The sequence below is a fragment of the Pseudomonas sp. GW822-FHT02E03 genome (genome assembly GCF_058802325.1).
The window spans coordinates 12,272-34,397 of sequence record NZ_JBXAOA010000053.1; the positions used below are offsets into that span (position 1 = coordinate 12,272).

22 protein-coding genes and 1 pseudogene are annotated in these 22,126 nt (G+C 58.3%); 14 read left to right on the top strand and 9 right to left on the bottom strand.

The features are described 5' to 3' along the window. Positions 1–105: 105 nt before the first annotated feature. From AC1RQB_RS25215 to AC1RQB_RS25235, 5 genes are all read left to right on the top strand, one after another. Positions 106–957 carry a putative selenate ABC transporter substrate-binding protein gene (locus AC1RQB_RS25215; RefSeq protein WP_008073185.1) on the top strand — a complete coding sequence of 284 codons (852 nt, stop codon included), beginning with the start codon at positions 106–108 and terminating at the stop codon, positions 955–957. Next, entirely contained in the window at positions 954–1,751 is a 798-nt protein-coding gene (locus AC1RQB_RS25220; RefSeq protein ID WP_063343297.1) for a phosphonate ABC transporter ATP-binding protein, read from the top strand. The genes AC1RQB_RS25215 and AC1RQB_RS25220 overlap by 4 nt, the downstream gene beginning before the upstream one ends. Then, the gene (phnE, locus tag AC1RQB_RS25225; RefSeq protein ID WP_063343296.1) at positions 1,745–2,572 is read left to right on the top strand and encodes a phosphonate ABC transporter, permease protein PhnE; all 828 of its coding nucleotides are present in this window, start codon (positions 1,745–1,747) and stop codon (positions 2,570–2,572) included. The genes AC1RQB_RS25220 and phnE (AC1RQB_RS25225) overlap by 7 nt, the downstream gene beginning before the upstream one ends. Next, complete coding sequence (gene phnE, locus AC1RQB_RS25230) at positions 2,569–3,336, top strand: phosphonate ABC transporter, permease protein PhnE (RefSeq protein ID WP_063343295.1); 768 nt, start codon at positions 2,569–2,571, stop codon at positions 3,334–3,336. Before phnE (AC1RQB_RS25225) ends, phnE (AC1RQB_RS25230) begins: the two co-directional genes overlap by 4 nt. 576 nt (positions 3,337–3,912) lie before the next feature. After that, positions 3,913–5,274 carry a hypothetical protein gene (locus AC1RQB_RS25235; protein ID WP_063343294.1) on the top strand — a complete coding sequence of 454 codons (1,362 nt, stop codon included), beginning with the start codon at positions 3,913–3,915 and terminating at the stop codon, positions 5,272–5,274. A gap of 147 nt (positions 5,275–5,421) precedes the next feature. Here the strand turns inward: AC1RQB_RS25235 and AC1RQB_RS25240 are convergent, their stop codons facing one another. Continuing rightward, positions 5,422–6,294 (bottom strand): DNA/RNA non-specific endonuclease, encoded by an 873-nt coding sequence (locus tag AC1RQB_RS25240; protein ID WP_008073192.1) that lies wholly within the window; start codon positions 6,292–6,294, stop codon positions 5,422–5,424. A gap of 313 nt (positions 6,295–6,607) precedes the next feature. Here AC1RQB_RS25240 and AC1RQB_RS25245 point away from each other — a divergent pair, with 313 nt between their 5' ends. Next, the gene (locus AC1RQB_RS25245; RefSeq protein ID WP_063343293.1) at positions 6,608–7,009 is read left to right on the top strand and encodes a hypothetical protein; all 402 of its coding nucleotides are present in this window, start codon (positions 6,608–6,610) and stop codon (positions 7,007–7,009) included. Positions 7,010–7,221: 212 nt separating this feature from the next. After that, positions 7,222–7,503, top strand: a complete 282-nt coding sequence (locus AC1RQB_RS25250; protein WP_008073197.1) for a DUF3303 domain-containing protein — start codon at positions 7,222–7,224, stop codon at positions 7,501–7,503. A gap of 43 nt (positions 7,504–7,546) precedes the next feature. Here the strand turns inward: AC1RQB_RS25250 and ligD are convergent, their stop codons facing one another. After that, a complete protein-coding gene (gene ligD, locus AC1RQB_RS25255; RefSeq protein ID WP_063343292.1) occupies positions 7,547–10,171 on the bottom strand; it encodes a DNA ligase D in 2,625 nt (874 codons plus the stop codon). A 233-nt stretch (positions 10,172–10,404) separates the two neighbouring features. Continuing rightward, entirely contained in the window at positions 10,405–11,190 is a 786-nt protein-coding gene (locus AC1RQB_RS25260) for a tellurite resistance TerB family protein (protein WP_063343291.1), read from the bottom strand. Between the two features lie 113 nt (positions 11,191–11,303). Here AC1RQB_RS25260 and AC1RQB_RS25265 point away from each other — a divergent pair, with 113 nt between their 5' ends. The 4 genes from AC1RQB_RS25265 (at position 11,304) to AC1RQB_RS25280 (ending at position 14,197) form a co-directional block, all read left to right on the top strand. Then, on the top strand, positions 11,304–11,675 hold the full coding sequence (locus AC1RQB_RS25265) for a VOC family protein (protein WP_063343290.1): 372 nt from the start codon (positions 11,304–11,306) through the stop codon (positions 11,673–11,675). Between the two features lie 215 nt (positions 11,676–11,890). Then, complete coding sequence (gene pcsA, locus AC1RQB_RS25270; protein WP_063343947.1) at positions 11,891–12,613, top strand: phosphatidylcholine synthase; 723 nt, start codon at positions 11,891–11,893, stop codon at positions 12,611–12,613. Between the two features lie 11 nt (positions 12,614–12,624). Next, entirely contained in the window at positions 12,625–13,011 is a 387-nt protein-coding gene (locus tag AC1RQB_RS25275) for a DUF488 domain-containing protein (RefSeq protein ID WP_063343289.1), read from the top strand. Between the two features lie 268 nt (positions 13,012–13,279). Beyond that, positions 13,280–14,197 (top strand): GTP-binding protein, encoded by a 918-nt coding sequence (locus AC1RQB_RS25280; RefSeq protein ID WP_241824483.1) that lies wholly within the window; start codon positions 13,280–13,282, stop codon positions 14,195–14,197. Between the two features lie 273 nt (positions 14,198–14,470). On the opposite strand, the pseudogene AC1RQB_RS25285 reads toward AC1RQB_RS25280, so the two are convergent. Next, positions 14,471–15,023: pseudogene (locus tag AC1RQB_RS25285) on the bottom strand (alcohol dehydrogenase catalytic domain-containing protein). Positions 15,024–15,176: 153 nt separating this feature from the next. On the opposite strand from AC1RQB_RS25285, the gene AC1RQB_RS25290 reads away from it, so the two are divergent. Next, entirely contained in the window at positions 15,177–16,103 is a 927-nt protein-coding gene (locus tag AC1RQB_RS25290) for a universal stress protein (RefSeq protein WP_063343287.1), read from the top strand. Between the two features lie 145 nt (positions 16,104–16,248). Here AC1RQB_RS25290 and AC1RQB_RS25295 read toward each other — a convergent pair whose 3' ends face one another. The 5 genes from AC1RQB_RS25295 to AC1RQB_RS25315 form a co-directional block, all read right to left on the bottom strand. After that, entirely contained in the window at positions 16,249–17,061 is an 813-nt protein-coding gene (locus tag AC1RQB_RS25295; protein ID WP_063343286.1) for a class I SAM-dependent methyltransferase, read from the bottom strand. A 37-nt stretch (positions 17,062–17,098) separates the two neighbouring features. Continuing rightward, positions 17,099–17,371 carry a DUF4242 domain-containing protein gene (locus tag AC1RQB_RS25300; RefSeq protein WP_048394902.1) on the bottom strand — a complete coding sequence of 91 codons (273 nt, stop codon included), beginning with the start codon at positions 17,369–17,371 and terminating at the stop codon, positions 17,099–17,101. 188 nt (positions 17,372–17,559) lie between these two features. Continuing rightward, the gene (locus AC1RQB_RS25305; RefSeq protein ID WP_063343285.1) at positions 17,560–18,771 is read right to left on the bottom strand and encodes a cytochrome c biogenesis protein DipZ; all 1,212 of its coding nucleotides are present in this window, start codon (positions 18,769–18,771) and stop codon (positions 17,560–17,562) included. A gap of 170 nt (positions 18,772–18,941) precedes the next feature. Then, positions 18,942–19,163 (bottom strand): hypothetical protein, encoded by a 222-nt coding sequence (locus AC1RQB_RS25310; RefSeq protein WP_063343284.1) that lies wholly within the window; start codon positions 19,161–19,163, stop codon positions 18,942–18,944. Between the two features lie 48 nt (positions 19,164–19,211). Continuing rightward, positions 19,212–19,475, bottom strand: a complete 264-nt coding sequence (locus AC1RQB_RS25315) for a DUF2790 domain-containing protein (protein WP_007896006.1) — start codon at positions 19,473–19,475, stop codon at positions 19,212–19,214. A gap of 487 nt (positions 19,476–19,962) precedes the next feature. On the opposite strand from AC1RQB_RS25315, the gene AC1RQB_RS25320 reads away from it, so the two are divergent. After that, positions 19,963–20,703, top strand: a complete 741-nt coding sequence (locus tag AC1RQB_RS25320) for a response regulator (RefSeq protein ID WP_063343283.1) — start codon at positions 19,963–19,965, stop codon at positions 20,701–20,703. After that, positions 20,700–22,010 (top strand): ATP-binding protein, encoded by a 1,311-nt coding sequence (locus tag AC1RQB_RS25325; RefSeq protein ID WP_063343282.1) that lies wholly within the window; start codon positions 20,700–20,702, stop codon positions 22,008–22,010. The genes AC1RQB_RS25320 and AC1RQB_RS25325 overlap by 4 nt, the downstream gene beginning before the upstream one ends. The last annotated feature ends 116 nt before the right edge of the window (positions 22,011–22,126 follow it).

Genomic DNA, 22,126 nt, shown 5'->3' on the forward strand with positions numbered 1-22,126 from the left:
AATTGGGCCAAAAGCGGTCAATATCGCTCCCTTTCGTCTACCCTCACAAAGCGCCAGGCATGCTTGGCGCCTCGACATTCTTTTGTTCATACACCGGAGATTTTCATGCTCAAGCGTACCCTGGCATTGGCCGTCAGCTTGATCCTGCCTTTTTGCACCCTGTTGGCGCAGGCCGCCGATACGCTGAAAGTCAGCGCGATTCCCGATGAAGCCCCGACCGAACTGCTGCGAAAGTTCAAGCCGCTTGGCGCCTATCTGGAACAACAGTTGGGCATGAAAGTCGAGTTCGTGCCCGTGAGCGACTACCCGGCCGTGGTCGAGGCGCTGGCTACCGACCGCATCGACCTGGCCTGGCTGGGCGGCTTCACGTTCGTGCAGGCACGCCTGAAAACCGGCAATGCCATTCCGCTGGTACAGCGCGAACAGGACGCCCAATTCACCAGCAAATTCATCACCGCCGACCCTGCCGTCAAGTCCCTCGCCGATCTCAAGGGCAAGACCTTTGCCTTCGGCTCGGTGTCCTCCACATCGGGCAGTCTTATGCCGCGCTACTTTATGCTCAAGGACGGCATCAAGCCTGAAACCTACTTCAGCCGAGTCGGCTACTCCGGTGCCCATGACGCCACTGTCGCCTGGGTCCAGGCTGGCAAGGTCGACGCCGGGGTACTGAACGCCAGCGTGTGGGAAAAACTGGTCGCCGCCGGCAAGGTCGACACCACCAAGGTCAAAGTGTTTGCGACCACTCCGGCCTACTTCGACTACAACTGGACGGTGCGCGGGACCCTCGACCCGGCGCTGGCGGCCAAGATTAAGGCAGCCTTCCTGGCCCTCGATCCGGCGAAGCCTGCGGACAAGGAGATTCTGGATCTGCAGGCCGCCAGCCGATTCATCGAAACCAAGCCTGAGAACTACAAGGGCATCGAGGAAGCCGCCCTCGCCGCCGAACTGCTCAAATGACATTGCGTCTGACCCAGATCAGCCTTACCCACGCCAATGGCGTCCAGGCGCTGCGCGGCGTGGACCTGCACATCGGTGCAAGCGAGCAGGTCGCCATCATCGGCCCGTCCGGCGCGGGCAAGTCGAGCCTGCTCAACCTGCTGGCCACCGCCCTGCGCCCGGGCAACGGCGAGCTGCAGGTGCTCGGTGAGCGAGCCTGGCAGCTTTCTGCCCGTCAGCGTCAGCGTCTGCGCGCACGCATCGGCCTGATCCATCAGTCGCCTCCCCTGCCACCGCGCCAGCGTGTGGTCACCGCGGTTCTGGCCGGTAAGCTGGGGCAGTGGGGTCTAGGCAAGAGCCTGCTGAACCTGCTGCACCCACTGGATATTCCGGGCGCACGCGCGGCATTGGCCCGGCTGGACCTGAGTGACAAGTTGTTCGCGCAATGCCAGCAATTGTCCGGTGGACAGCTGCAGCGCGTGGGCATTGCCCGCGTGTTGTACCAGGCGCCCGAGGTGTTGCTGGCCGATGAGCCGGTTTCGGCCATGGACCCCGTGTTGGCCCAGCACACGCTTTCGGTGCTCTGTAGCCATGCCCGGCAGCACAACGTCACCCTGGTCGCCAGCCTGCATGCGGTGGAGCTGGCCCTGGCGCATTTTTCGCGCATCATCGGCTTGCGTGATGGACAGATCCTGTTCGACCTTCAGGCCAGCGAAGTCGACCGTGAGTTGCTCGACAAGCTCTACGCCAACGAACAACTGCTATCCCCACCGATTGCTCCGGCGCCCTTGAGTGTGCAGATTCCCCGATGCTGACCCGTGATACCCGAGATCCGGCCACCCGGCCCCGCCTGCTGTTCATCTTGCTGGCCCTCGTCTTGCTGTGGCCAGGGATCCACTTCAGCGAATTGGACCTCAGCGTGCTGGTGGCGAGTGACAGTCAGAGCGAGATGGGCCGGTTTGTCTCAGCTTTCTGGCCGCCGGCCCATGGCGAAGAGTTCATTGAGCTGCTGTTGCAAGCCACCCTGCAGACCCTGGCCATCGCCACGGCCGGCATGGCCCTGGCGTTGCTGTTGGCAGTCCCCGCCAGCCTGTTGGCCAGCCGTGCTCTGTCGCTGTCTGCGGCCTCCCGTGCCGGCCACCCGAGCTATTGGGGCCAACTGCTGCGTTGGCCGATACGCGGTTTGCTGATCTTCCTGCGCAGCGTGCCGGAAATCGTCTGGGCCCTGCTGTTCGTGCGCGCCGTCGGCCTCGGCCCGACGGCCGGGGTGCTGGCCATTGCCATTACCTACAGCGGCATGTTGGGTAAGGTTTACGCGGAAATTTTCGAGTCGGTCGACCAGCGCCCGACGCACGCGCTACTGCAATCGGGCAGCAGTCGGCTCGCAGCCTTCTGCTACGGGATCCTGCCCAATGTCGCGGCGGAATTGCTGTCGTACACGGTGTACCGCTGGGAATGCGCCATCCGCGCCTCAGTGGTGATGGGCTTCGTTGGTGCCGGCGGTCTGGGCCAGCAAATAGATCTGTCGTTGCGCATGTTCGCCGGCGGCGAAGTGGCCAGTTTGTTACTGACGTTCCTCGTATTGGTACTGCTCGCCGATCAACTCAGCCGCCTGTTGCGCTGGAGGCTGGCATGAATCGCCTGATCAATCTGGCACTGCTGCTCTGCATCGGCGCAGCAGTGATCGCCTCGTTCATCTACCTGGGCATCGACCTCGGCGAGCTGGGCGGCACTGGCAATCTGAAGCAGATGGGCGCTTATGCGCAGCGTTTTCTCAGCCCGGACCTGAGCTCCGGCCATCTGCAAGCCATCGGCCACGGCGCCCTGGAAACCATTGCCATGTCTGCCCTGGGCACCCTGCTCGCGGCGGTATTCGGTCTGCTATTGGCCTTGCCTGCGGCCGGGCGCTTCGGCTGGCCATTGCAGAGCGCGTCGCGCCTGGTGCTCAACGCCTTGCGCGCGGTTCCGGAACTGGTGTGGGCCGCACTGATGGTCCTTGCCGCTGGTCTGGGCCCCAATGCCGGTACCCTGGCGCTAGCCCTGCACACCACCGGCGTGCTCGGCCGACTGTTCGCCGAAGCGCTGGAAAACACCCCACCGGAACCGGCCGAAGCCATCCGCTTGCAGGGCGGCAATGCCATATGGGCTTTCTGTTACGGCACCCTGCCCAACCTGTTGCCACAGCTACTGGCCTACGTCCTGTACCGCTGGGAAAACAATATCCGCATGGCCAGTGTGCTCGGCTTCGTCGGCGCCGGTGGTTTGGGGCAAATGCTTTATGTCAGCCTCAGCCTGTTCCAGGAAGCGCAAGCCAGCACGGTTATTCTGGCCATGCTGTTACTGGTATTCGCCGTCGATACATTGAGCAGCTGGAGCCGTCAACGGTGGGTCAAGGCTTGACTGCTTCAGATGCATCTGCAAGGTGCCCGGCAATCGTTCAGTGGGTCTTCAAAGCTATGCAAACCCGAGGAATGACAGGATAACCACGACGATCACAACGACCCCGACGATGTAGATGATGTTGTTCATGAAGGCCACCTCTCAACCTGGACAGGACTGCGACACGAGGGTGCTACAAATACAAAGTACTGCACCTTTGCGCGCAATTCCATTCGGAACACACATAGGCCCCGCTCTCACCGAAACCTTGGTTTGACGCCGGGGAAAAGGACGACGGATTCGTTTTCCCTGAACGTCAGCCCGGGGGATTTCGGCCAGTCACAACAGCCTGGGCCAAACGCGGCCTCCCAAAACCAAGGGGTGCACTCAGTTTCCCCGACCACCTGTTAATCGCGGTCTGTCATCGGCTAGTGGTGCTGAGGTGTTGGGCGTGAAATATAGGCCCATGATTTATAGGGACTTTTAAAAAAAGTCGGAATCGGTAACGCAGAGTTATCTAGAGACTTCTATTATTTCGTTATCGCCGAATCCGGTCTAATCACTGCTATATGTTAGCGACAAAGCCAGGAGAGTAACATGTCGATAAAAAAAAGAACGGCCTTACTCTTGCTGGCTTTTAGCTTTTTCGGAGTGACAAGTTGCGCCAACATAAAAAACTATTCAGAAATCTCAAGCGAAAGAGACAAGAGCATTGTTTCTGATATTGACTATTATGACTTTGCATACAATGTAGATGTTATTGTGCTTCCCGCAGAAATAAAAAACGAAGGAAATGTAAATATTGACAATAGCTTTTCAGGTGAATTACAGATTTCAAACTGGGGAACTACTATCAAGAATGCGACCCAGAAAGAAATTCATAACAGTGATCGCTTTATCGAATTTGGACATTACAGTGGGCGCATTGAAATAAGCACAGAAGTATCCTCAGTATCTGCAACCAACACCTGGGGTGGAGTCCGATCAAAGTGCAACGTTGTTTACACATATAAAGATTTAGTGGCAGGGAAAACACTCGCCAAGCGTGACAGCGTCATTGAAGTAATGACACTCTCCCCTACCCTACCAAAATCAAGTAATAATGTTGTTTACAGCTTTGATCAACTTACATACGCTATTGCTCGCGAGGCGATTATTGGTCTCATTCGGTTGCCGCCTATTGCTGACATCCAGCTAACACAGAAGCAAGTGAAATTTTATAACTCGAACATCAAAAGAAAATCCAACCAAATTATTAGCTACGTTCCAATTGACAACCTTATTCGCAAGAATAAAAATGAACTGAACTCTGCTTTTTCAATGACTAAGAAAATACAAAAAAACAGCAATAAATCGGCAAAGAAAAACAAATCAAAAGTTATAGTAGAGACCGTCTCTGTTCCCGCTGCCCCCACCCTGAAATCTAACACAGCTAGTGATACACCCACCGCAAACACCGCTAAATCGAGTGGAAACTCTGCCAATCAGAACTCAAGCCAGGTTGCGACTGAAACTAAAAAGGACGATAGAAGTTCAGGAGGCATTGCTGGTTCACCGGAGCGTTTGAAGGATGGCACCGTTAAAAACGACGAACCCAGTTATGACAGCAGTGGATATATAGCCACGCCGGGGCACTATCAACCTCAAAACGAGGTATCGGAAGAGCAAGAAAAAGCAATGGATGCATGGATCAAGGAGGAAAACGCAAAGTTACTGGGAGCGACTCGCGATGCCGCTTCACCTCCCGGGCACACAACCATACCACGACTCTATCAACCTCAAATCAAGGTATCGGAAGAGCAAGAAAGAGCAATGGACGAATGGTTGAAAGAGGAAAAAGCAAGGTTACAGGGAGCGACTGACAATGCCGCTTCACGTACCGGGTACACAACCATACCGCGACTCTATCAACCTCAAAACAAGGTAGAGGCAGAGCAAGAAAGAGCAATGGATGAATGAACGAAAGGGCAATAAAGCAAACTCCGCAGCCAACGCCAAAGAGTGCGGATCGGAAAATCGCAGCAACTTTTGAACCGCCGCTATTTATCCGTGAATGAAACACCCCATCGGTTGCCTCCAGCCTTTGGGGTGCAACTCATCAAGCCATCAAGAGCGCCCTACGGAACCTGTGACCGGTAGATTCCCCAGCAATTTGAGCCCGGTACTCTTCACGAAAGCGTCATAGTCCATCGGTCGCTCGATACGAGTTTCAGCGTTGGGCAGTATGTAGGCCCAGGCACGCTTGGACGATGCGTCGTAAACCAGCTTGAACAGGCGGGTCGGCACCCAGACCTTGTTGTCGCCGACAGTGGTGTGGCCTGAATCAAAGAGCGGGCCGGTAAAGACAAAAACATTGCCATCGGCTCGCTTGGCAAACTTTCTGACATCGGACTCGACCTTACTCCAGATCTTCCGATTATTGGTTGGGTCCTGCGGCACCATGTTCGACAGTGCAAAGGATTGAGCCATTGCATTGGGATTCGGAGCATCGGCTGCCGGGGCTTGATGACCGCGGTCCACGGCCGGATGTTGGCTACGGTAGTCGCTCAACTCTGCCCGCCCACTCTTGGGGATGCGTGGGTCCGGGTAGAACTGGTTGGTGCGCTCCTCGCCTTTGGCATCCTGCAGCTGCGCGGCATTAAGGCGTTCGACGACTACCAACGGCGTCTTGCTGGTTTGCGAGTACAGCACCGCAAAGTTGTCGGAACACAGGGCCAGGGGTTTCATGGTTGCAGGCACAGTGGCCGTGTTGATCGGTTTCGCAGCCGGGAACAGCTCTGCGCAGCCGTCAAACGATGCCTGTTTCTGTTTGTTCGAATAGAGGCCCAGGGCCGCGTTCTGGCTGATCGAGCCCGAGCGGGATACTTGCTCCTGATGCTGGGTGGGCGGCTTGATGAGATCCAGCAGACTGCGGGCTTGCGCCCCGGTCGAGAGCAAAACAAGGGCCGACAGCCCAACTGCAATTTTGCGTAGGTGCATGCTTTAAATCTTCGAATTGGATTGAGGGGTAAACGTACGGCGAGTCCCGATTCACGGAACCTGGTGGAGGCGGTTGCTGATTATAGTGCGGCGAGCATGCTTTCACTGTCCTTGATCAAAAGGTCGATGCGGATCCGGTCGGTTCGCGCGGGATTTATTGACCATCACAAGTCACTTTAGTGCTGAGCAGCGTTTACATTCGACTCGTCGATGCTCTTCGAAGAAGCGATCGGCAGAGGAATGTAGACATCGCGCTCAACGGCACAACAACCCCATGGGCAAACCCGATCATAGCGCTCTATGATTGAACCCCATGACGACCTCTCTTTCGATCCGCCAACCCTGCCCGCCCGGAGCCTGCATCTGCGAGCGTGAGCCGTTGCTGGAAACCCCCGGCGCGGATCTGCGCATCCTGAGCCTGACCCGATCGGAGGAAAAGCGCTTGGTCGAGCGCCTGGAGAATCTCCAGAGCCTCGGCGATCTGGAGCGGCTGCAACGCCGGATGTACGAGCAATTGGGTCTGCGCGTCGAGATCGTCCCGGGCTTCAATGAAGTGCGCACCATGCGCGGCATCAACATCACCCTCGGCGAACTGCCGGGCCTGTGCCGCAAAACCCGTCAGTCGATTCCGGCGGCGATTCGTCGAGGGCTGGAGAAGCGCCCGGAGATTGCCTACGAGCTGCTCAATGCCAACGACTTGTTGCGTGATGCCTGATTGTTCTCGCTGTTATCTCGATATGTTCGTTTCAAATGTCCTGAAAGAGGATCAGCGGTCGTACGCGAAATGCGGGCCACTGCTATGCCTTCACATGGGAGCAAGCGTTTCAGGCCAGCCAGGATGGAACTGGAAACACAAACGTGGCCGAGGCCCCGGCGCCAGCCAGGTGCGCGAAGATAAAGGTGCCAATCCGTAGCAGGAGGTGGCAGATGTTATTCATCGTCCGTTGGTCCATCAGTCCGCAAAATCGTAACAGCGCAATCGAACGTTTTCTCAAGACCGGTGGCGCGCCACCCGCAGACGTCAAGATGCTGGGGCGCTGGCATGCCGTCGGTGGCTCGAGTGGTTTTGGCATTGCAGAGGCCAGTGATCCGGTGTCGATTCAGAAGTGGGTGCTGGAATGGAGCGACCTCATGAGCATGGAAGTCCACGCCGCATTGACCGATGAACAGGCGGCGCCGCTGCTGGCTGCCGCAGTCGGCAAGCAATAGTCGTCGAGGCGGCGAGTGCCCTCGCCGCCTTCCTTCTGATTCACTATTTTTTCATCCCGACCCGCCGCCGCATGTCGGCGGTTATCGTCTGTCGGGTTTTCTTCAGGTCGGCCCAGGGTTCGTCACCGATGTCGGCCAGACGTTCATGCACGTTGTGCACGTTCCATTGATTGCCACCCTTGAGCTCGGCCACCTCCTCGCGAAAGATCGGCACCGACACCGGCAGCCCTTCACGGGTGCGCACGGCGTACACGCAAATAGTGGTGGCGCCCAGACCGTTGCGCAGGTAGTCGATGAAGATACGCCCGATACGGTTTTTCGGTCCGGACACCGCAGAAAAGCGGTCCGGCAGTAATTTGGCCATGTGGCTGACGATCGCGTGGCTGAAGTCCTTGACCTCGTCCCAGCCGTGTTTGCGGGTCAGCGGTACGATCAGGTGAATCCCCTTGCCGCCGCTGGTTTTGAGAAACGCCTTGAGCCCCAGTTCATCCAGCACCGTGAGGGTTAGCTGAGTCGCTTCGATCATGCTTTTCCAGGGCAACGCCGGATCCGGGTCGAGATCGAGGACGAAGCGATCGGGTTTATCCAGATCGACTGACGTGGCATTCCACGTGTGCAGTTCCACCGTGCTCATCTGCACCGCGCCGATCAGCGCTTTGGCGTTGTTGATGATCATCACCGGCTGGCCCGTCAGTTCCTTGTCCAGGGTAACAATCCCCGGAATGGCCAGGCGTTCGGCGTTCTTCTGAAAGAACAGTTCGCCGGCGATGCCGTCCGGCGCGCGCACCAGCGCCACCGGCCGGTCCTTGAGTTGCGGCAGTATCCATTCGGCGACACTGGCGTAGTACTGCGCCAGTTGCATCTTGGTCGTGCCGCTGCTGGCGTCGATCACCCGGTCCGGGTGCGTGATGCGCACCTTGCCGCTGGGCAGGCCAATCTGCGACGGCGCGACAGTCGACCGGGCGTTTTTTGGCTCCGCGGCGTCAGGTTTCTCAGCGGCGGATTTGTTCTTCGCTGTGGATTTTGGCGCGGCGGTTTTTGAGGCTGAAGTGTTCACGGCTTTCGGCAGCTCCTCGGTAATTTCTTCGGCAGGCTTGTCATCGCGCAAACCATGGAACACGGCGTGGCGCACCGAGCCGTCCTTGGTCATTTCAGCGAAAGCCACTTCCGCCAGCAGTGTGGGCTTGAGCCAATGCACGCCTTTGGCTTCGAAACCGCTGGGCGGATTGACTACCGACGGCTTTTTCGTCTGCAGCGGTTTCAATTGTTCGTAAATGCGCTTGAGAGTCGCCTCGTTGAACCCGGTGCCAACCTTGCCGGCATAACGCAATTCACCGCTGTCGCGGTCGTGCAACCCCAGCAACAACGCGCCAAAAGCACTGCGCGCGCCTTTGGGGTCGGTGAAGCCGACCACGACGAATTCCTGCCGGTGCTTGCACTTGAGTTTGATCCAGTCACGGGTGCGCCGGGACACGTAAGGCGACCCCAGGCGCTTGCCGATCAGACCTTCCATCTGCATTTCGCAGGCACTGTTGAGCAAGGCCTCCGGGGATTCGTCGAAGGCGTCGGAGAATCGCAATAGCGGGTTTTCATTGAGTTTGAGTACAGTCGCCAGTGCCACCCTGCGCTCCTCGACGGGTACTTCACGCAGGTCCACGCCATTGAGGTAGGGCAAATCGAACAGGTAGTAAACGATGCTGGCGCTACTGCCGGAGTCGAACGCGTTTTGCAGCGCCTGGAAATCCGGAACGCCCTGCTCGTTGGCCACCACCATTTCGCCGTCGAGCCAGGCCGACTCCAGGCCAAGCGCTGCCAGTGCCTCGGCTTGCCCGGGTAATTTATGGGTCCAGTCGTGACCATTGCGGGTGAAGAGTTTGACCTCATCGTGGTCGATGCGCGTCATGACCCGGTAGCCGTCGAACTTGATCTCATAACTCCATTCGCCGCTCGGCGCGGATTCGACCAGCGTTGCCAGTTCAGGTTTGAGCAGCTCCGGCAGCCTGGCTTTGCGCGCGCCCGTCAGTTGTGGCGACTTTTCCTTGCGCGCCTTGGCCGGGGCGTTTTTGATCGGTTTGGTTTTTTCAGCGCCGTGCTTTTTTTCCAGAATGGTGCGGTCGCTGAGCACGCTGTCCGGCTCGGCGGCAACCACGTCGTATTCGCTGTCGGGTCTGGCGGCGCTGTCCTGATGCTTGATCAGAAACCATTGTTCCTGCTTGCCCGGCATGTGCGTGCGCACGAGGTTCCACAGGCCACCAAGCTTTTCTCCTTTCAGCTCGAATTTCAACCGGCCCTTGGCGTACGCCTTGGCCGGATCGTCTTGGGGAATCCACACCCCACGGTCCCAGACGATCACATCGCCGGCGCCGTAATGCCCTTCGGGAATGGTGCCCTCGAACGTGGCATATTCCAGCGGATGGTCTTCGACATGGATGGCCAGGCGCTTGATTTTGGGGTCCAGCGACGGCCCTTTGGGCACGGCCCAACTTTTCAGCGCGCCGTCGAGTTCCAGGCGAAAGTCATAGTGCAGGTGCGAGGCGTCATGCTTCTGAATGCAGTATTGCAACGCATGGTCCTTCGCCGTTTTTTTGCCCGAGCGTTTGACGGCAGCCGGTTCCGAGGTCGCCGAGAAATCGCGCATGCGGTTGTAATCGTCCAGGTTCTTGTTCATGGCTGATGCTCGTTGCCGAACGCTGAGTGGGCAGGTTCTACATCAGCAGAGCGACAGGCCCGGTAGAAAATTCCATCACCATTGGAATTGCCCGGACAGACGGGCCAGCGCTGCGGCACTGGCTCGCAGTGCAGTGAATATACTCAGCGGATGGGGGATTCATGCAAGCTTCGCCAGCTCCTACGCCGACCGCTTGCACCTCTGAGGTACGCCATCTCCTACACGGGAAATGTTCAGGCCACGCCGCCCTTGGCCTGTTGCTCCAGATGTACCTGCAAGTCGGGATCGATCTTCAACGCCGCAGCCAATTCATCCAGATAATTGCGTTCGGCGTCCTGCTGATCGTTCACCAACATCACGCTGGCCAGGTACATCTCGGCAGCCATGCCCGGGTCCTGGGCGGACTGCGCCACATCGGCGGCATCCAGCGGCCGGGCGACTTCGTCATCGAGCCATTGTTGTAGTTGCGGATCGTCGGTGTGGCGGCCGATTTCGGTGCTGATCATTTGTTTCTCGGCATCATCGATGCGGCCATCGGCCTTGGCGGCGGCGATCAGGGCACGAAGGATGGCGTGGCTGTGGTCTTCGATTTCCGGGCCCGACAACAAATCAACGGTGCGCGGCGCCTGTTGCGGTGCCGAGGCCTGGCTCCGTTGCCAGGCCTGATATGCCTGGAACGCCATCATTCCCAAAGAAGCCAACGCCGCGTAGTTGGTGCCGCCCGAGCGCGTTTGCGTCGAACCGCCCATGGGTGATCCGCCGCCCAGCAGACCACCGAGTAACCCGCCCAAGCCTCCACCGCCAGCACCGGCACCGGCACCCGCGTCGCGCCCTAACAGACCACCCAGCAACCCGCCAAGATCGCCCAAACCTCCTTGAGCTGACGCCCCACCACTTTGTTGCGACTGCGAGCCCCGGCCGGCCCGCAGTAATTGCTCAAGCAAATCGCTGGTGTTCATGACGACGTCCTCATTAATGGGCACAAACTCAGTCAGGCAACGATAGTCCTCGCCCGACATTCCGCCAACTTCGTCTGGCTGACGTCATGGGTGCTGCCCCTGCCCTTCACACTCCTGACAGAAACTGACACTGCCTCCTTTTATGCTGCGCCCACCTTGAATGGAGCAGCCCAATGATCACTCCCCGTTTTATTTTGCTTTACGTGGAAAACCCCGCTGTCAGTGCGCGGTTCTATGAGTTTCTGCTGGAGCGCAAGCCCGTGGAAGAGTCGCCAACCTTCGCGCTGTTTGTCCTGGAGGGCGGCTACAAACTGGGGCTCTGGTCACGGCATACCGCCGAACCGGCAGCCCAAGCGACGGGCGGCGGGACCGAGCTGGCGTTCCCGGTGGAGTCCGCCGAGCAGGTCGATGCACTGTTTGCCGATTGGAGCGCGCTCGGGCTGACCATGGCCCAACCGCCGACAGAACTCGACTTCGGTCGCACCTTCGTCGCGCTCGACCCGGATAACCATCGGCTGCGCGTGTTCCACCCCTCGATGAGCTGACGTGTCCGTCCCGACATCGGTCGGGCACAGGCGTACAGCGCTTTAATTCTTGCCCCGGATATTTCCGGGGTATTTTTTTGCCCGGCGGCTAAGATTCATAGGTGGTGAACCTTATTCCCGAAAATCCGGTCGATACCTGCAACCCGACCCGGTTTGCCGACGCCCTCAACAAGAGGGTGATAACTGGCTTGCTTCACTTTCTGGAGAACGCCCCCGTGATATCCACTGTACACATTGCCAGGCTAAAAGCATGGGGCGCCCATGGTTTTACCGCCACTGGCGTGGTCACAGCCTTCCTCGCGACCCTCGCCTTGTTGGAGAATCAGCCGACCAATTGCCTGCTGTGGCTGGGCGTGGCGCTGATCGTCGACGGTCTGGACGGCGCGCTGGCACGCAAGGTCAATGTGCAGTCGGTGCTACCGAGTTTCGACGGATCGATCCTCGACCTGGTGATCGACTACCTGACGTACGTGTTTATCCCGGCACTGTTCATCTACCGTTACATCCCGTTGCCGGACTACACCCTGCTGCTGACCGTGTCGCTGATTCTGGTGTCGTCACTGTTTTGTTTCTGCAACGTCAACATGAAGAGTAAAGACAACTACTTCCAGGGCTTCCCCGCCGCCTGGAACGTGGTTGCGCTATGCCTGTACATCATCGACCCATCGCCGTGGATCACCCTGCTCACCGTCATCGGCCTGGCGCTGCTGACCGTGACCCGAATGAAATTCCTGCACCCGTTCCGCGTGCGCCGGTTCATGCCGATCAATATTGCCGTGACGGCCATCTGGCTGCTGTGCAGCTTGTCGCTGGTGGTCAACCACCCGGTCATCAACCCACTGGTCATGGGCGTGTGGCTGCTGATGTCGGCCTACTTCCTGGGGATCTGCTTCTGGCGCACGGCGCTGGAGTGGTTCGACAGCTCGCGGCTCAAATAGGCACCGCGATCATGCCCATCCACATTGTGCAACTCGGCTCCCCCCGCACCGCGAATGAAGGGCTGCGCCTGGGCACGGTACGCCGCCCGCCCCGTGGTGTACCGAAGGCCGAATTTGCCAGCCGGGATTTTTACGACGTGTGGCAACCGCTGCTGTCCCCCAGCCCCGAGTTGGTGGCTGAAGCCAAAGCGGCGGAAGATGCCAAAGCCTGGGATGCTTTCAAGCGCAAGTTCAAGGCCGAGATGAACCATCCTGCGCCCAGTCAACTGCTCGACCTGCTGGCCGCCCTCTCCCATCAAACGTCGATGGCGGTAGGGTGTTATTGCGAGGACGAGGCCCACTGCCACCGTTCCGTGTTACGGGAACTGTTAGAGGCGCGGGGTGCGCAGATCGAATGAATCAAAACCAACTTTATGCAGCGATGCAGCATTAAGTTTTTAACTTCATTTTCGCCTTAGATCCATTCGATATTAGGCATCTGTATTTATTGTTACACAGCAATAAAATCCCGCCAGAAAATTATAATTAATAGCACTAGCGGAGGTCTTTGGCCGCGTCAACTGTCAACTATGTCAGGTACCAAACAATTAAATACCGATATAGGCTGAACCATAAATCGGCATCCCAGCTTTCAGCTTGTGCTGCAAATAAATGGAGTTAATTATCGTGAATACACCATTTGAAGGACCTCACGTCAACGTTGGCACCATTGGTCACATAGGCCATGGCAAGACGACCTTGACCGCCGCTTTGACCCGTGTCTGCTCCGAGGTGTTCGGTTCGGCAAAGGTTGACTTCGACAAGATCGATAGCGCCCCAGAAGAAAACGTTGATGGTATCACCATCAACATCGCTCATGTTGAGTACGATTCGGCTGTGCGTCACTATGCGCACGTTGACTGCCCAGGTCACGCTGACTATGTGAAGAGCATGATCACCGGTGCTGCGCAGATGGATGGTGCGATTCTGGTTTGCTCGGCCGCTGATGGTCCGATGCCACAAACCCGTGAGCACATCCAGTTGTCCCGTCAGGTTGGCGTTCCGTACATCGTTGTCTTCCTGAACAAGGCTGACATGGTCGATGACGCTGAGTTGCTGGAACTGCTTGAGATGGAAGTGCGCTATCTGCTGAGCACTTACGGTTTCCCGGGTGACGACACTCCGATCATTATTGGTTCGGCGCTGATGGCGCTGAATGGTCAAGACGACAACAAGATGGGCACTACCGCTGTTAAGAAGTTGGTTGAGACTCTGGATAGCTACATCCCGGATCCGGTCCGTGTTATCGACAAGCCTGGCGAGCTACACATCAAGTTCACCGCAGAAGTTTACGTTCTGAGCAAGGAGGAGGGTGGTCGTCACACTCCGTTCTTCAATGGCTACCATCCACGGTTCTACTTCCGTACAACTGACGTGACTGGTTTGTGCGAGCTGCCAGAAGTTGAAATGGTGATGCCAGGTGACAACGTTCAAATGACCGTTACCCTGATCCAACCCATCGCGATGGAAAATGGTCTGCGTTTCGCTATCCGTGAGGACGATCGTACCGTCGGCGCTGGTGTCGTAGTCAAAATTATCGAGTAAGTGTCGATGAGTTGAAAAGTCGCCGCCATCGGCTGTTATTACGATGATGAGGCACACTACCATCGCTCCGTGTCGCGAGAGTTGCTGGAATCGCGCGGCGCCAAGTAGAGGTGCAGCGAACACCACAAAACTCTGTGAGCGGGCTTGCTCAGTTTCGATTGTAAAGGATGTGTCCGTTTCTACACCGCGAAGAGGCCGGCACATTTAACATCAATGTCGCCTGACACACCGCCTTCGCCGAGCAGGCCCACATTGATCGAGTTACCCACATTCTCAAGGCGTAATCGTCACTTTCATCACTCCATCCCGCTGGTGCGCAAACAACTCGTAGGCGGCTTCGATGTCGTCCAGTTTGAAGTGGTGGGACACCAGCAGCGACAGATCCACCCCGCCACTTTCCACCACCGCCATCAACCGTCGCATCCGTTCCTTACCACTAGGGCACAGGGTTGCTGAGAATGCTGAAGTCCCCAAGCCCCGCGGCAAAGGCTTGAAGGGGAATACGCAGGTCGCTGGAGTGAGCTACAACCGCACAGGCAGGCATAACTCTGGCCGCTGGGGGGATGGCCCCGGCAATCACTCTTTGTCCTTCGATAAAGCCGCGCACCTGCGATTCCAGCCGTTCGATGATGCCCACCGGTTCGTGGCCGATGGTCAGCCCGTTGGCTACGGGGTATTTACCGCGCAGGATGTGCACGTCGGTGCCGCAGATAGTTGTGGAGGTGATGCGGATCAGCGCGTCGAGCGGTCCGACTTCGGGAATCGGCTTGTCCTCGAGCACGATGCGGTTTTTTTCGACGAATATGGCGGCTTCCATGGTTGTCATGGAGTTCTCCTGAGCATTCCTGTGCGCTTGAGTTCAGCACGAACCTCAGCCTGCGCCGGGTTTACGGACGGGAGGTTGATCATGGTCAATAATTAAGAATTGGAGGCGGATCGAACGACCGCTGTCTCTTTGTTAACCCACGAGAGGTTTGTCATGTCTGGTCAAGCTCGTTTCATGCTGGTCGCCTCGCCCCTGATGGAACACAGCCCGGCCTTCGACCGGGCCGCAGCGCTGGCCAAGGCCGAGGATGCGGCCCTGCATATCGTGGCCTTCGACTATCTGGAGGGCCTGGCGACCGCCGGCTTGGTCAACGAAAAGGCCCTGGAGCAGATGCGTCTGGGCTATGTCGAGCGTCACCGCCAGTGGCTTGAGGAACAGGCTCGCCCCTTGCGCAAGATCGGTGTGCACGTCACCACGGAGGTGACTTGGGTCGAAAATCCGCTGGAGGAAATCCTGACTCACCTCAAAGAGCAGCCGATGGACGTGCTGATCAAGGCGCTGGAACATCAATCACGGCTGTCGCGGCTGGTGTTTACCCCCCTCGACGTGCATTTGCTGCGCGAATGCCCGGTGCCGCTGCACTTCGTCAGCCATGCCAAGCATGCGTTACCGCGCAAGATCGTTGCAGCGGTGGACCCCTTCCATCGTGATGATCACTACAAAAGCTTCAATGACCGGATTCTGCACGAAGCGTCAAAACTGGCGAGTGCCTGCAATGCCGAACTCGACGTGGTCTACGCCTATGACCTTTCGTCGATCAGCTCGGACGAGTTCAGCTTCGAAAACGGTTCGGCGTTTTTCACTTCGGGCAAAGCCAAGACCCTGTTCGACTTTCAGGAGGATGCCTTCAACGAATTGGCCGCGCGCAACGGCATCGCACCGGAGCAACGGCACATGATCATGGGCAGCCCGACCAAAGTGTTGACCCGCTATGCCGATACCTATGACGTTGACGTGATTGTCATGGGCCGGGTCGGCCATCGCGGCATGGGCCGGTTGATCGGCAGCACGGTGGAGCATCTGCTGTACAAAATGCCGTGCAGTGTGTGGGTGGTCTACACCGAGCGGCTGGATGAGTGATCGGGTTGGTCAGGTAGTCAATTCTGCACATCCCCTTGTGGGAGCGGGCTTGCTCGCGAAGAGGACCTTTCATTCAACAGTGATGTTGACTGAATGTCCGCCTTCGCGAGCAAGCCCGCTCCCACAGGGGATTTATGTTGTCGTTTCAACGCCGTGTAATCACCACCTCCAGGTATTCACTGGGCACCACCAGCGACCGCTCCCCCGCCCGGTTCAGGCGATTGAGCAGTTCGGTCATGTCGTTTTCCAGGGCGGTGCCCCCTTCGGGTGGCAGGGTCGCAAAGGCTTTGTGAACCGGGCCATACCAGGTTCGGAAGGTGTCAATGAAGTGCGCGGCGGAGCGATAACGAAAGTTGAACAACCGCCGTGTCACCTGGAGCTGGAAGTCGCGCTGATCGAACTGCGAGTGCAACCAGGCTTCGGTGCCCCAGTTCGAAGGTGGTTGCGCGCCTGGCGGTGGCGGCAGGTGGCGGCCCAGGGTCTTGAACATCTGGCCGATGAAGCCTTCAGGCGTCCAGTTGGCAAGTCCGATCCGTCCGCCACGACGGCACACCCGCGCCAGTTCCGCTGCGGCCTTGGGCTGATCCGGCGTAAACATCACTCCAAAGGTTGAAAGCACGGCATCGAAACTGGCGTCCTCGAACGGCAAGTCCTCGGCATCGGCCACCTGAAAGGTCACGTCCAGGTGTTCCGCCCGCGCGCGGTCTTCGCCGCGTTCAAGCAACTTGGCCACATAGTCAGTGGACGTGACCTTGCAGCCCCGGCGCGCGGCGGCGAGCGTTGCGTTACCGTTGCCGGCGGCGACATCCAGCACCTGCTCATCACAAAGCAAGTCGCAGGCTTCGGCCAGTTGTTCGCCGACGATTTGTAAGGTGGTACCGATCACGGCGTAGTCGCCGCTGGCCCATGTGGTCATTTGACGATTTTTCAGGGCAGTGAGGTCAATGGGTGTACTCATGAAATCTGCTCCGTTGCGGGTTGGAACGCGTCCCGACTCACTCCGCCGTGGTGGGATCGATGATGTTCATGACCCGGGAAACGCTGTTGATGGGAAATTCACCCTTTTGGGCGTGCTCCCTGATGAGTCCCTCGTTCGGCGCGATGTATACGCAGTAAATCTTGTCGCCAGTGATGTAACTCTCCAGCCACTGAACCTCCGGTCCCATCTCGCGCAACACATCGCAGGATTTTTGCGAGATCGCTTTGAGCTCCTGTTGCGGCAGTCCGCCGGCACCCGGAAGCTCGCGTTCAATAATGTATTTAGGCATGGCAAGTTCCTTTTCTTGTGGGTGATGACAGGGTCGGCAATGATCCCGTCGTCCACAAACTATCGCTCCCGGATACGCCGGCGTCCTGCCGATCGTCCGGAGAATTCACGAAACAGGGCATTCTCCGATGCATGGTCGCCTATCTGTAACGCGCCATTAACAGATTGGCTTGCGTCGCCTAAAACGGGTTAAGCGGCAGGCGTCTTGGCCTCTTCCAGCAATTGCCGAATCATCTGCTCCTGAGTCTCGTACCGTCCCTCGCCAAAGTAGGTGTAACGCACCTGCCCCTTGGCATCGATCAGGTAGTGAGCGGGCCAGTACTGGTTGTCGAAGGCGCGCCAGATCGCGTAGTTATTGTCGATCGCCACCGGGTAGGTGATGCCGAGTTTTTTCACCTGATCGCGGACGTTGTCGATGATGCGTTCGTAACCGTATTCAGGGGTGTGCACGCCGATCACGACCAGGCCGTCCTTCTCGTATTTCTTCGCCCAGTCCTTCACGTAGGGCAAGGTGTGCTGGCAGTTGATGCAGTCGTACGTCCAGAAGTCCACCAACACCACTTTGCCGCGCACGGAATCGTTGCTCAGCGCTGGCGAGTTGAGCCACTCGACCGCGCCAGAGAGTGACGGCATCGCGCCTTTGGCCGCGTCCACGGTCGAGTCGGCCTTGACCTTGCTAACGAAGTAATCGACCACTTTCGGTACGGTTTCCAGCACGTGTTGTTCAACCGTGGTGACGCCTTCGGATGAGGTGCTGGCGAGCAATTTGTTGTCGGCCCCGGTGGAGATGACTGCTGCAGCAACCAACACCGCAGCCCCCGTGCCGCGCCGCAGCCAACCGGTGAGCGGAATCGACGGTTTCAAGCGATTGACCAGGCCGCGACCGGCGAAGATCAAAGTGCCCAGGGACAACGCGCTGCCCAGGCCGTACGCCACCAGCAGCAGACTGGTGTGAGCGCTGGCGCCTTGCAGCATGGCGCCGGTGAGGATCACCCCGAGGATCGGCCCGGCACACGGTGCCCAGAGCAGACCGGTGGCGATGCCGATCATCACCGAGCCTAACGGGCCAGACATTTTGCGGGTGTTGGGATCAAGGCGATTGCCCAGCAGCACGAACGGGCGCGCCAGCCAGCCACCGATGCGGGCGGAGATCAGCGACAGCGCGAACAGCACCATCACAATCAGCGCCACATGGCGGCCGGTGTTGTTGGCTTGCACCACCCAATCGCTGCTGACCACCGCCAGGCTGGAGATCAGTGCGAAGGTCAGGGCCATGCCGCCGAGGGTGAGCAGGATCGAAGAACGCGTGCGTTTAACCCCGGCAAACAGAAACGGCACGACCGGGAGGATGCAGGGGCTGAGGACGGTAAAAATGCCGCCCAGGAATGCGATGAGGAACATGGGGATCACCTTGAGAATACGAAGGGCGATACACCGCCGTTCCCATGTGGGAGCGGGCTTGCTCGCGAAGGCGCAGTGTCAGTCGACATCAATGTTGAATGTACTGGCCTCTTCGCGGGCAAGCCCGCTCCCACACTGGGACGGCGGGAATTGACAGAACTGTGCAGGCTTCAGGCCTCTAGCTGCTGGCTCTGTGGCGTCCGGCTGTAGCCGTTCTCTGCAACCAGTTGCCCTTGCGGTGTGCGGCTGGAACCATCCTCAGTCAGCAGCGGAGTCAGTTGGAAGCAGGTGCTGCTGCCACAGCTGCTCTGTTCTACCGCAGCGTTGGCATGGGCGGCGGCACCCGCTACGGAGAAAACGATGGCGGTGAAAAAGCGGGTGATGTTGTTCATGATGTTCTTCCTGTTTCAAAGGGGATGGGCAATGGGTCGTCGAAGGATTCAGCTGCCTTCGTTGCAGCCGTCAGCGAATTTGCTGTAATCCAGGACCCGGGTTTTTCCTTGGGAATCCAGGTAGGTCATCCGGGCATTCACAATCCCGCAGGTAGGGGTGGCGTCCTGTTTCATCGACAGCACTTTCTGGATGTCCAGGTGCGTGCCGTAGGTGTAGGTTTGAGGGGTGACATCGGCTTCGGCGCGGGCCGACAAAGTGCAGATGTTCAGGGCGGCAAACAGGCAGGCGGCGTACACGGCTTTGGTGTTCATGGTGATTTCCTCAAGGCTTCAATAGGTCAATCGTTGATTGAGCCGAGGCGGTTGGGTTTGCCTCGATGGAACCTATTTGAAACCCGCGAGGTATCCCGTCTGTGTCGAGAACAGGCGCGGATAAATCGCTGTGTATCAGCGCCTGCTTGCGATACACAGCGATACAACCCCCCTGAAATCGCAATGCTGTCTTGAGTCCGTGAGAAACCTGTGGCGAGGGAGCTTGCTCCCGCTTGAGTGCGTAGCATTCACAATAATCGGCAAGGGTTGTCAGATTTTTTGGGGCCGCTGCGCAGCCCGACGCGAGCAAGCTCGCTCGCCACAAAGAGTCGCGCTTAAGTGAACAGCATTGCCCTGAAACCGGCTGTTTTTGCGTCCCCGTGTATCTGCTGATACGCCAGATACACTGCAATACAATCGACGGCAGGCGAGCGGGCCAAGGCTCGATAGACTGCGCGACAACTCCCATTCAAGAGGCTTGGTCACCATGGAACACGTCGATCACATTCTCATCGTGGACGATGACCGCGAGATCCGGGAACTGGTAGGCAACTACCTGAAAAAGAACGGCCTGCGCACCACCGTGGTGGCGGATGGACGACAGATGCGCTCGTTTCTGGAGTCCACACCGGTGGATTTGATCGTGCTCGACATCATGATGCCAGGCGACGATGGCCTGGTCCTCTGCCGCGAGTTGCGCGCGGGCAAACACAAGGCCACGCCGGTGCTGATGCTCACCGCTCGCAACGATGAAACCGACCGCATCATCGGCCTGGAAATGGGCGCCGACGATTACCTGGTCAAACCGTTCGCTGCCCGTGAATTGCTCGCCCGCATCAACGCTGTGCTGCGCCGCACGCGGATGCTGCCACCGAACCTGATCATCACCGAAAGCGGTCGCCTGCTGGCGTTCGGTCGCTGGCGCCTGGACACCTCGGCCCGGCATCTGCTGGATCAGGACGGCACCATGGTCGCCCTCAGTGGCGCGGAATATCGTTTGCTGCGGGTGTTCCTCGATCATCCTCAGCGGGTGCTCAATCGCGACCAGTTGCTCAACCTGACCCAGGGCCGCGACGCCGATCTGTTCGACCGCTCCATCGACTTGCTGGTGAGCCGCTTGCGTCAGCGTCTGCTGGACGATGCCCGGGAACCGGCCTACATCAAGACCGTGCGCAGTGAAGGTTATGTGTTCTCCCTGCCGGTGGAAGTGCTCGGTGCGCCGTCATGAATCTTGCGCTGCATTGGCCCCGCACGCTGGCTTCGCGGCTGTCGCTGATTTTCCTGATCGGCCTGATCCTCGCCCAGGCGCTGTCCTTTGGCGCTCAGTACTATGAGCGTTACGAAAGTGCGAAAAATACGATGTTGGGCAATCTGGAAACCGATGTCTCGACCTCTCTGGCCATCCTCGACCGTTTGCCCGCCGACGAACGCCCGAACTGGCTACAGCGTCTGGAACGCGCCAACTACAACTATCTATTGAATGAAGGCTCGCCGGGCACGCCGATGGCAACCCGCGAAGTGCCGATTGCAGCGACCTCGATTCAGGACGCCATCGGCCATGATTACCCGCTGACCTTCACCGACATCCCAGGCCCGAAAAAACACTTCCAGGCCCACCTGAGACTGAAGGACGGCAGCCCTGTCACTATCGACGTGCGACCTTCGATGGTGCCGTTGTCGCCGTGGTTGCCGGCGGTGTTGCTGGGGCAACTGGCATTGATGATCGCCTGCACCTGGCTGGCCGTGAGAATCGCCATTCGCCCGCTCACCCACCTCGCCCAAGCGGTGGAAACCCTCGACCCCAACACCCATGCCGTACACCTGGACGAAAAAGGCCCGACCGAAGTCGCCTACGCCGCGCGGGCCTTCAATGCGATGCAGGCGCGCATTGCGGCTTATCTCAAGGAGCGCATGCAACTGTTGGCGGCGATTTCCCACGACCTGCAAACCCCGATCACCCGCATGAAACTGCGCGCCGAGTTCATGGATGACTCCAGCGAGAAAGACAAACTGTGGAGCGACCTCGGCGAGATGGAACACCTGGTGCGCGAAGGCGTGGCCTATGCCCGCAGCATTCATGGTGCCACCGAGGAGAGTCGTCGCACCGATCTGGATTCGTTCCTCGACAGCCTGGTGTTCGACTATCAGGACATGGGCAAAGACGTCCGGATCGACGGCAAAAGCGCAGCCGTGATTAGCACCCGGCCGCATGCCTTGCGACGAGTGCTGGTGAACCTGATAGACAACGCACTGAAATTCGCCGGTACCGCAGAGCTGTGGGTGGAAACGCAGGCCGATGGCAGCTTGTCGGTGAAAGTGATGGACCGTGGGCCGGGGATTGCCGAAGAGCAATTGGCACAGGTGATGGAACCGTTCTACCGCGTGGAGAATTCGCGCAATCGCAGTACGGGAGGGACCGGTTTGGGGTTGGCGATTGCCCAGCAGTTGGCCATCGCGATTGGCGGCTCGCTGACCTTGAGCAATCGTGACGGTGGTGGTTTGTGTGCGGAACTCAAGTTGCCAAAGCCCCAATAAACACCCCATATCCCTGTGGGAGCGGGCTTGCCCGCGATGAGCATCGGTATCTACACATCTCCCGATCCTGGTCTATAAAAGGACGGCATGGATATCAAATGACCGGGCTAGATGCC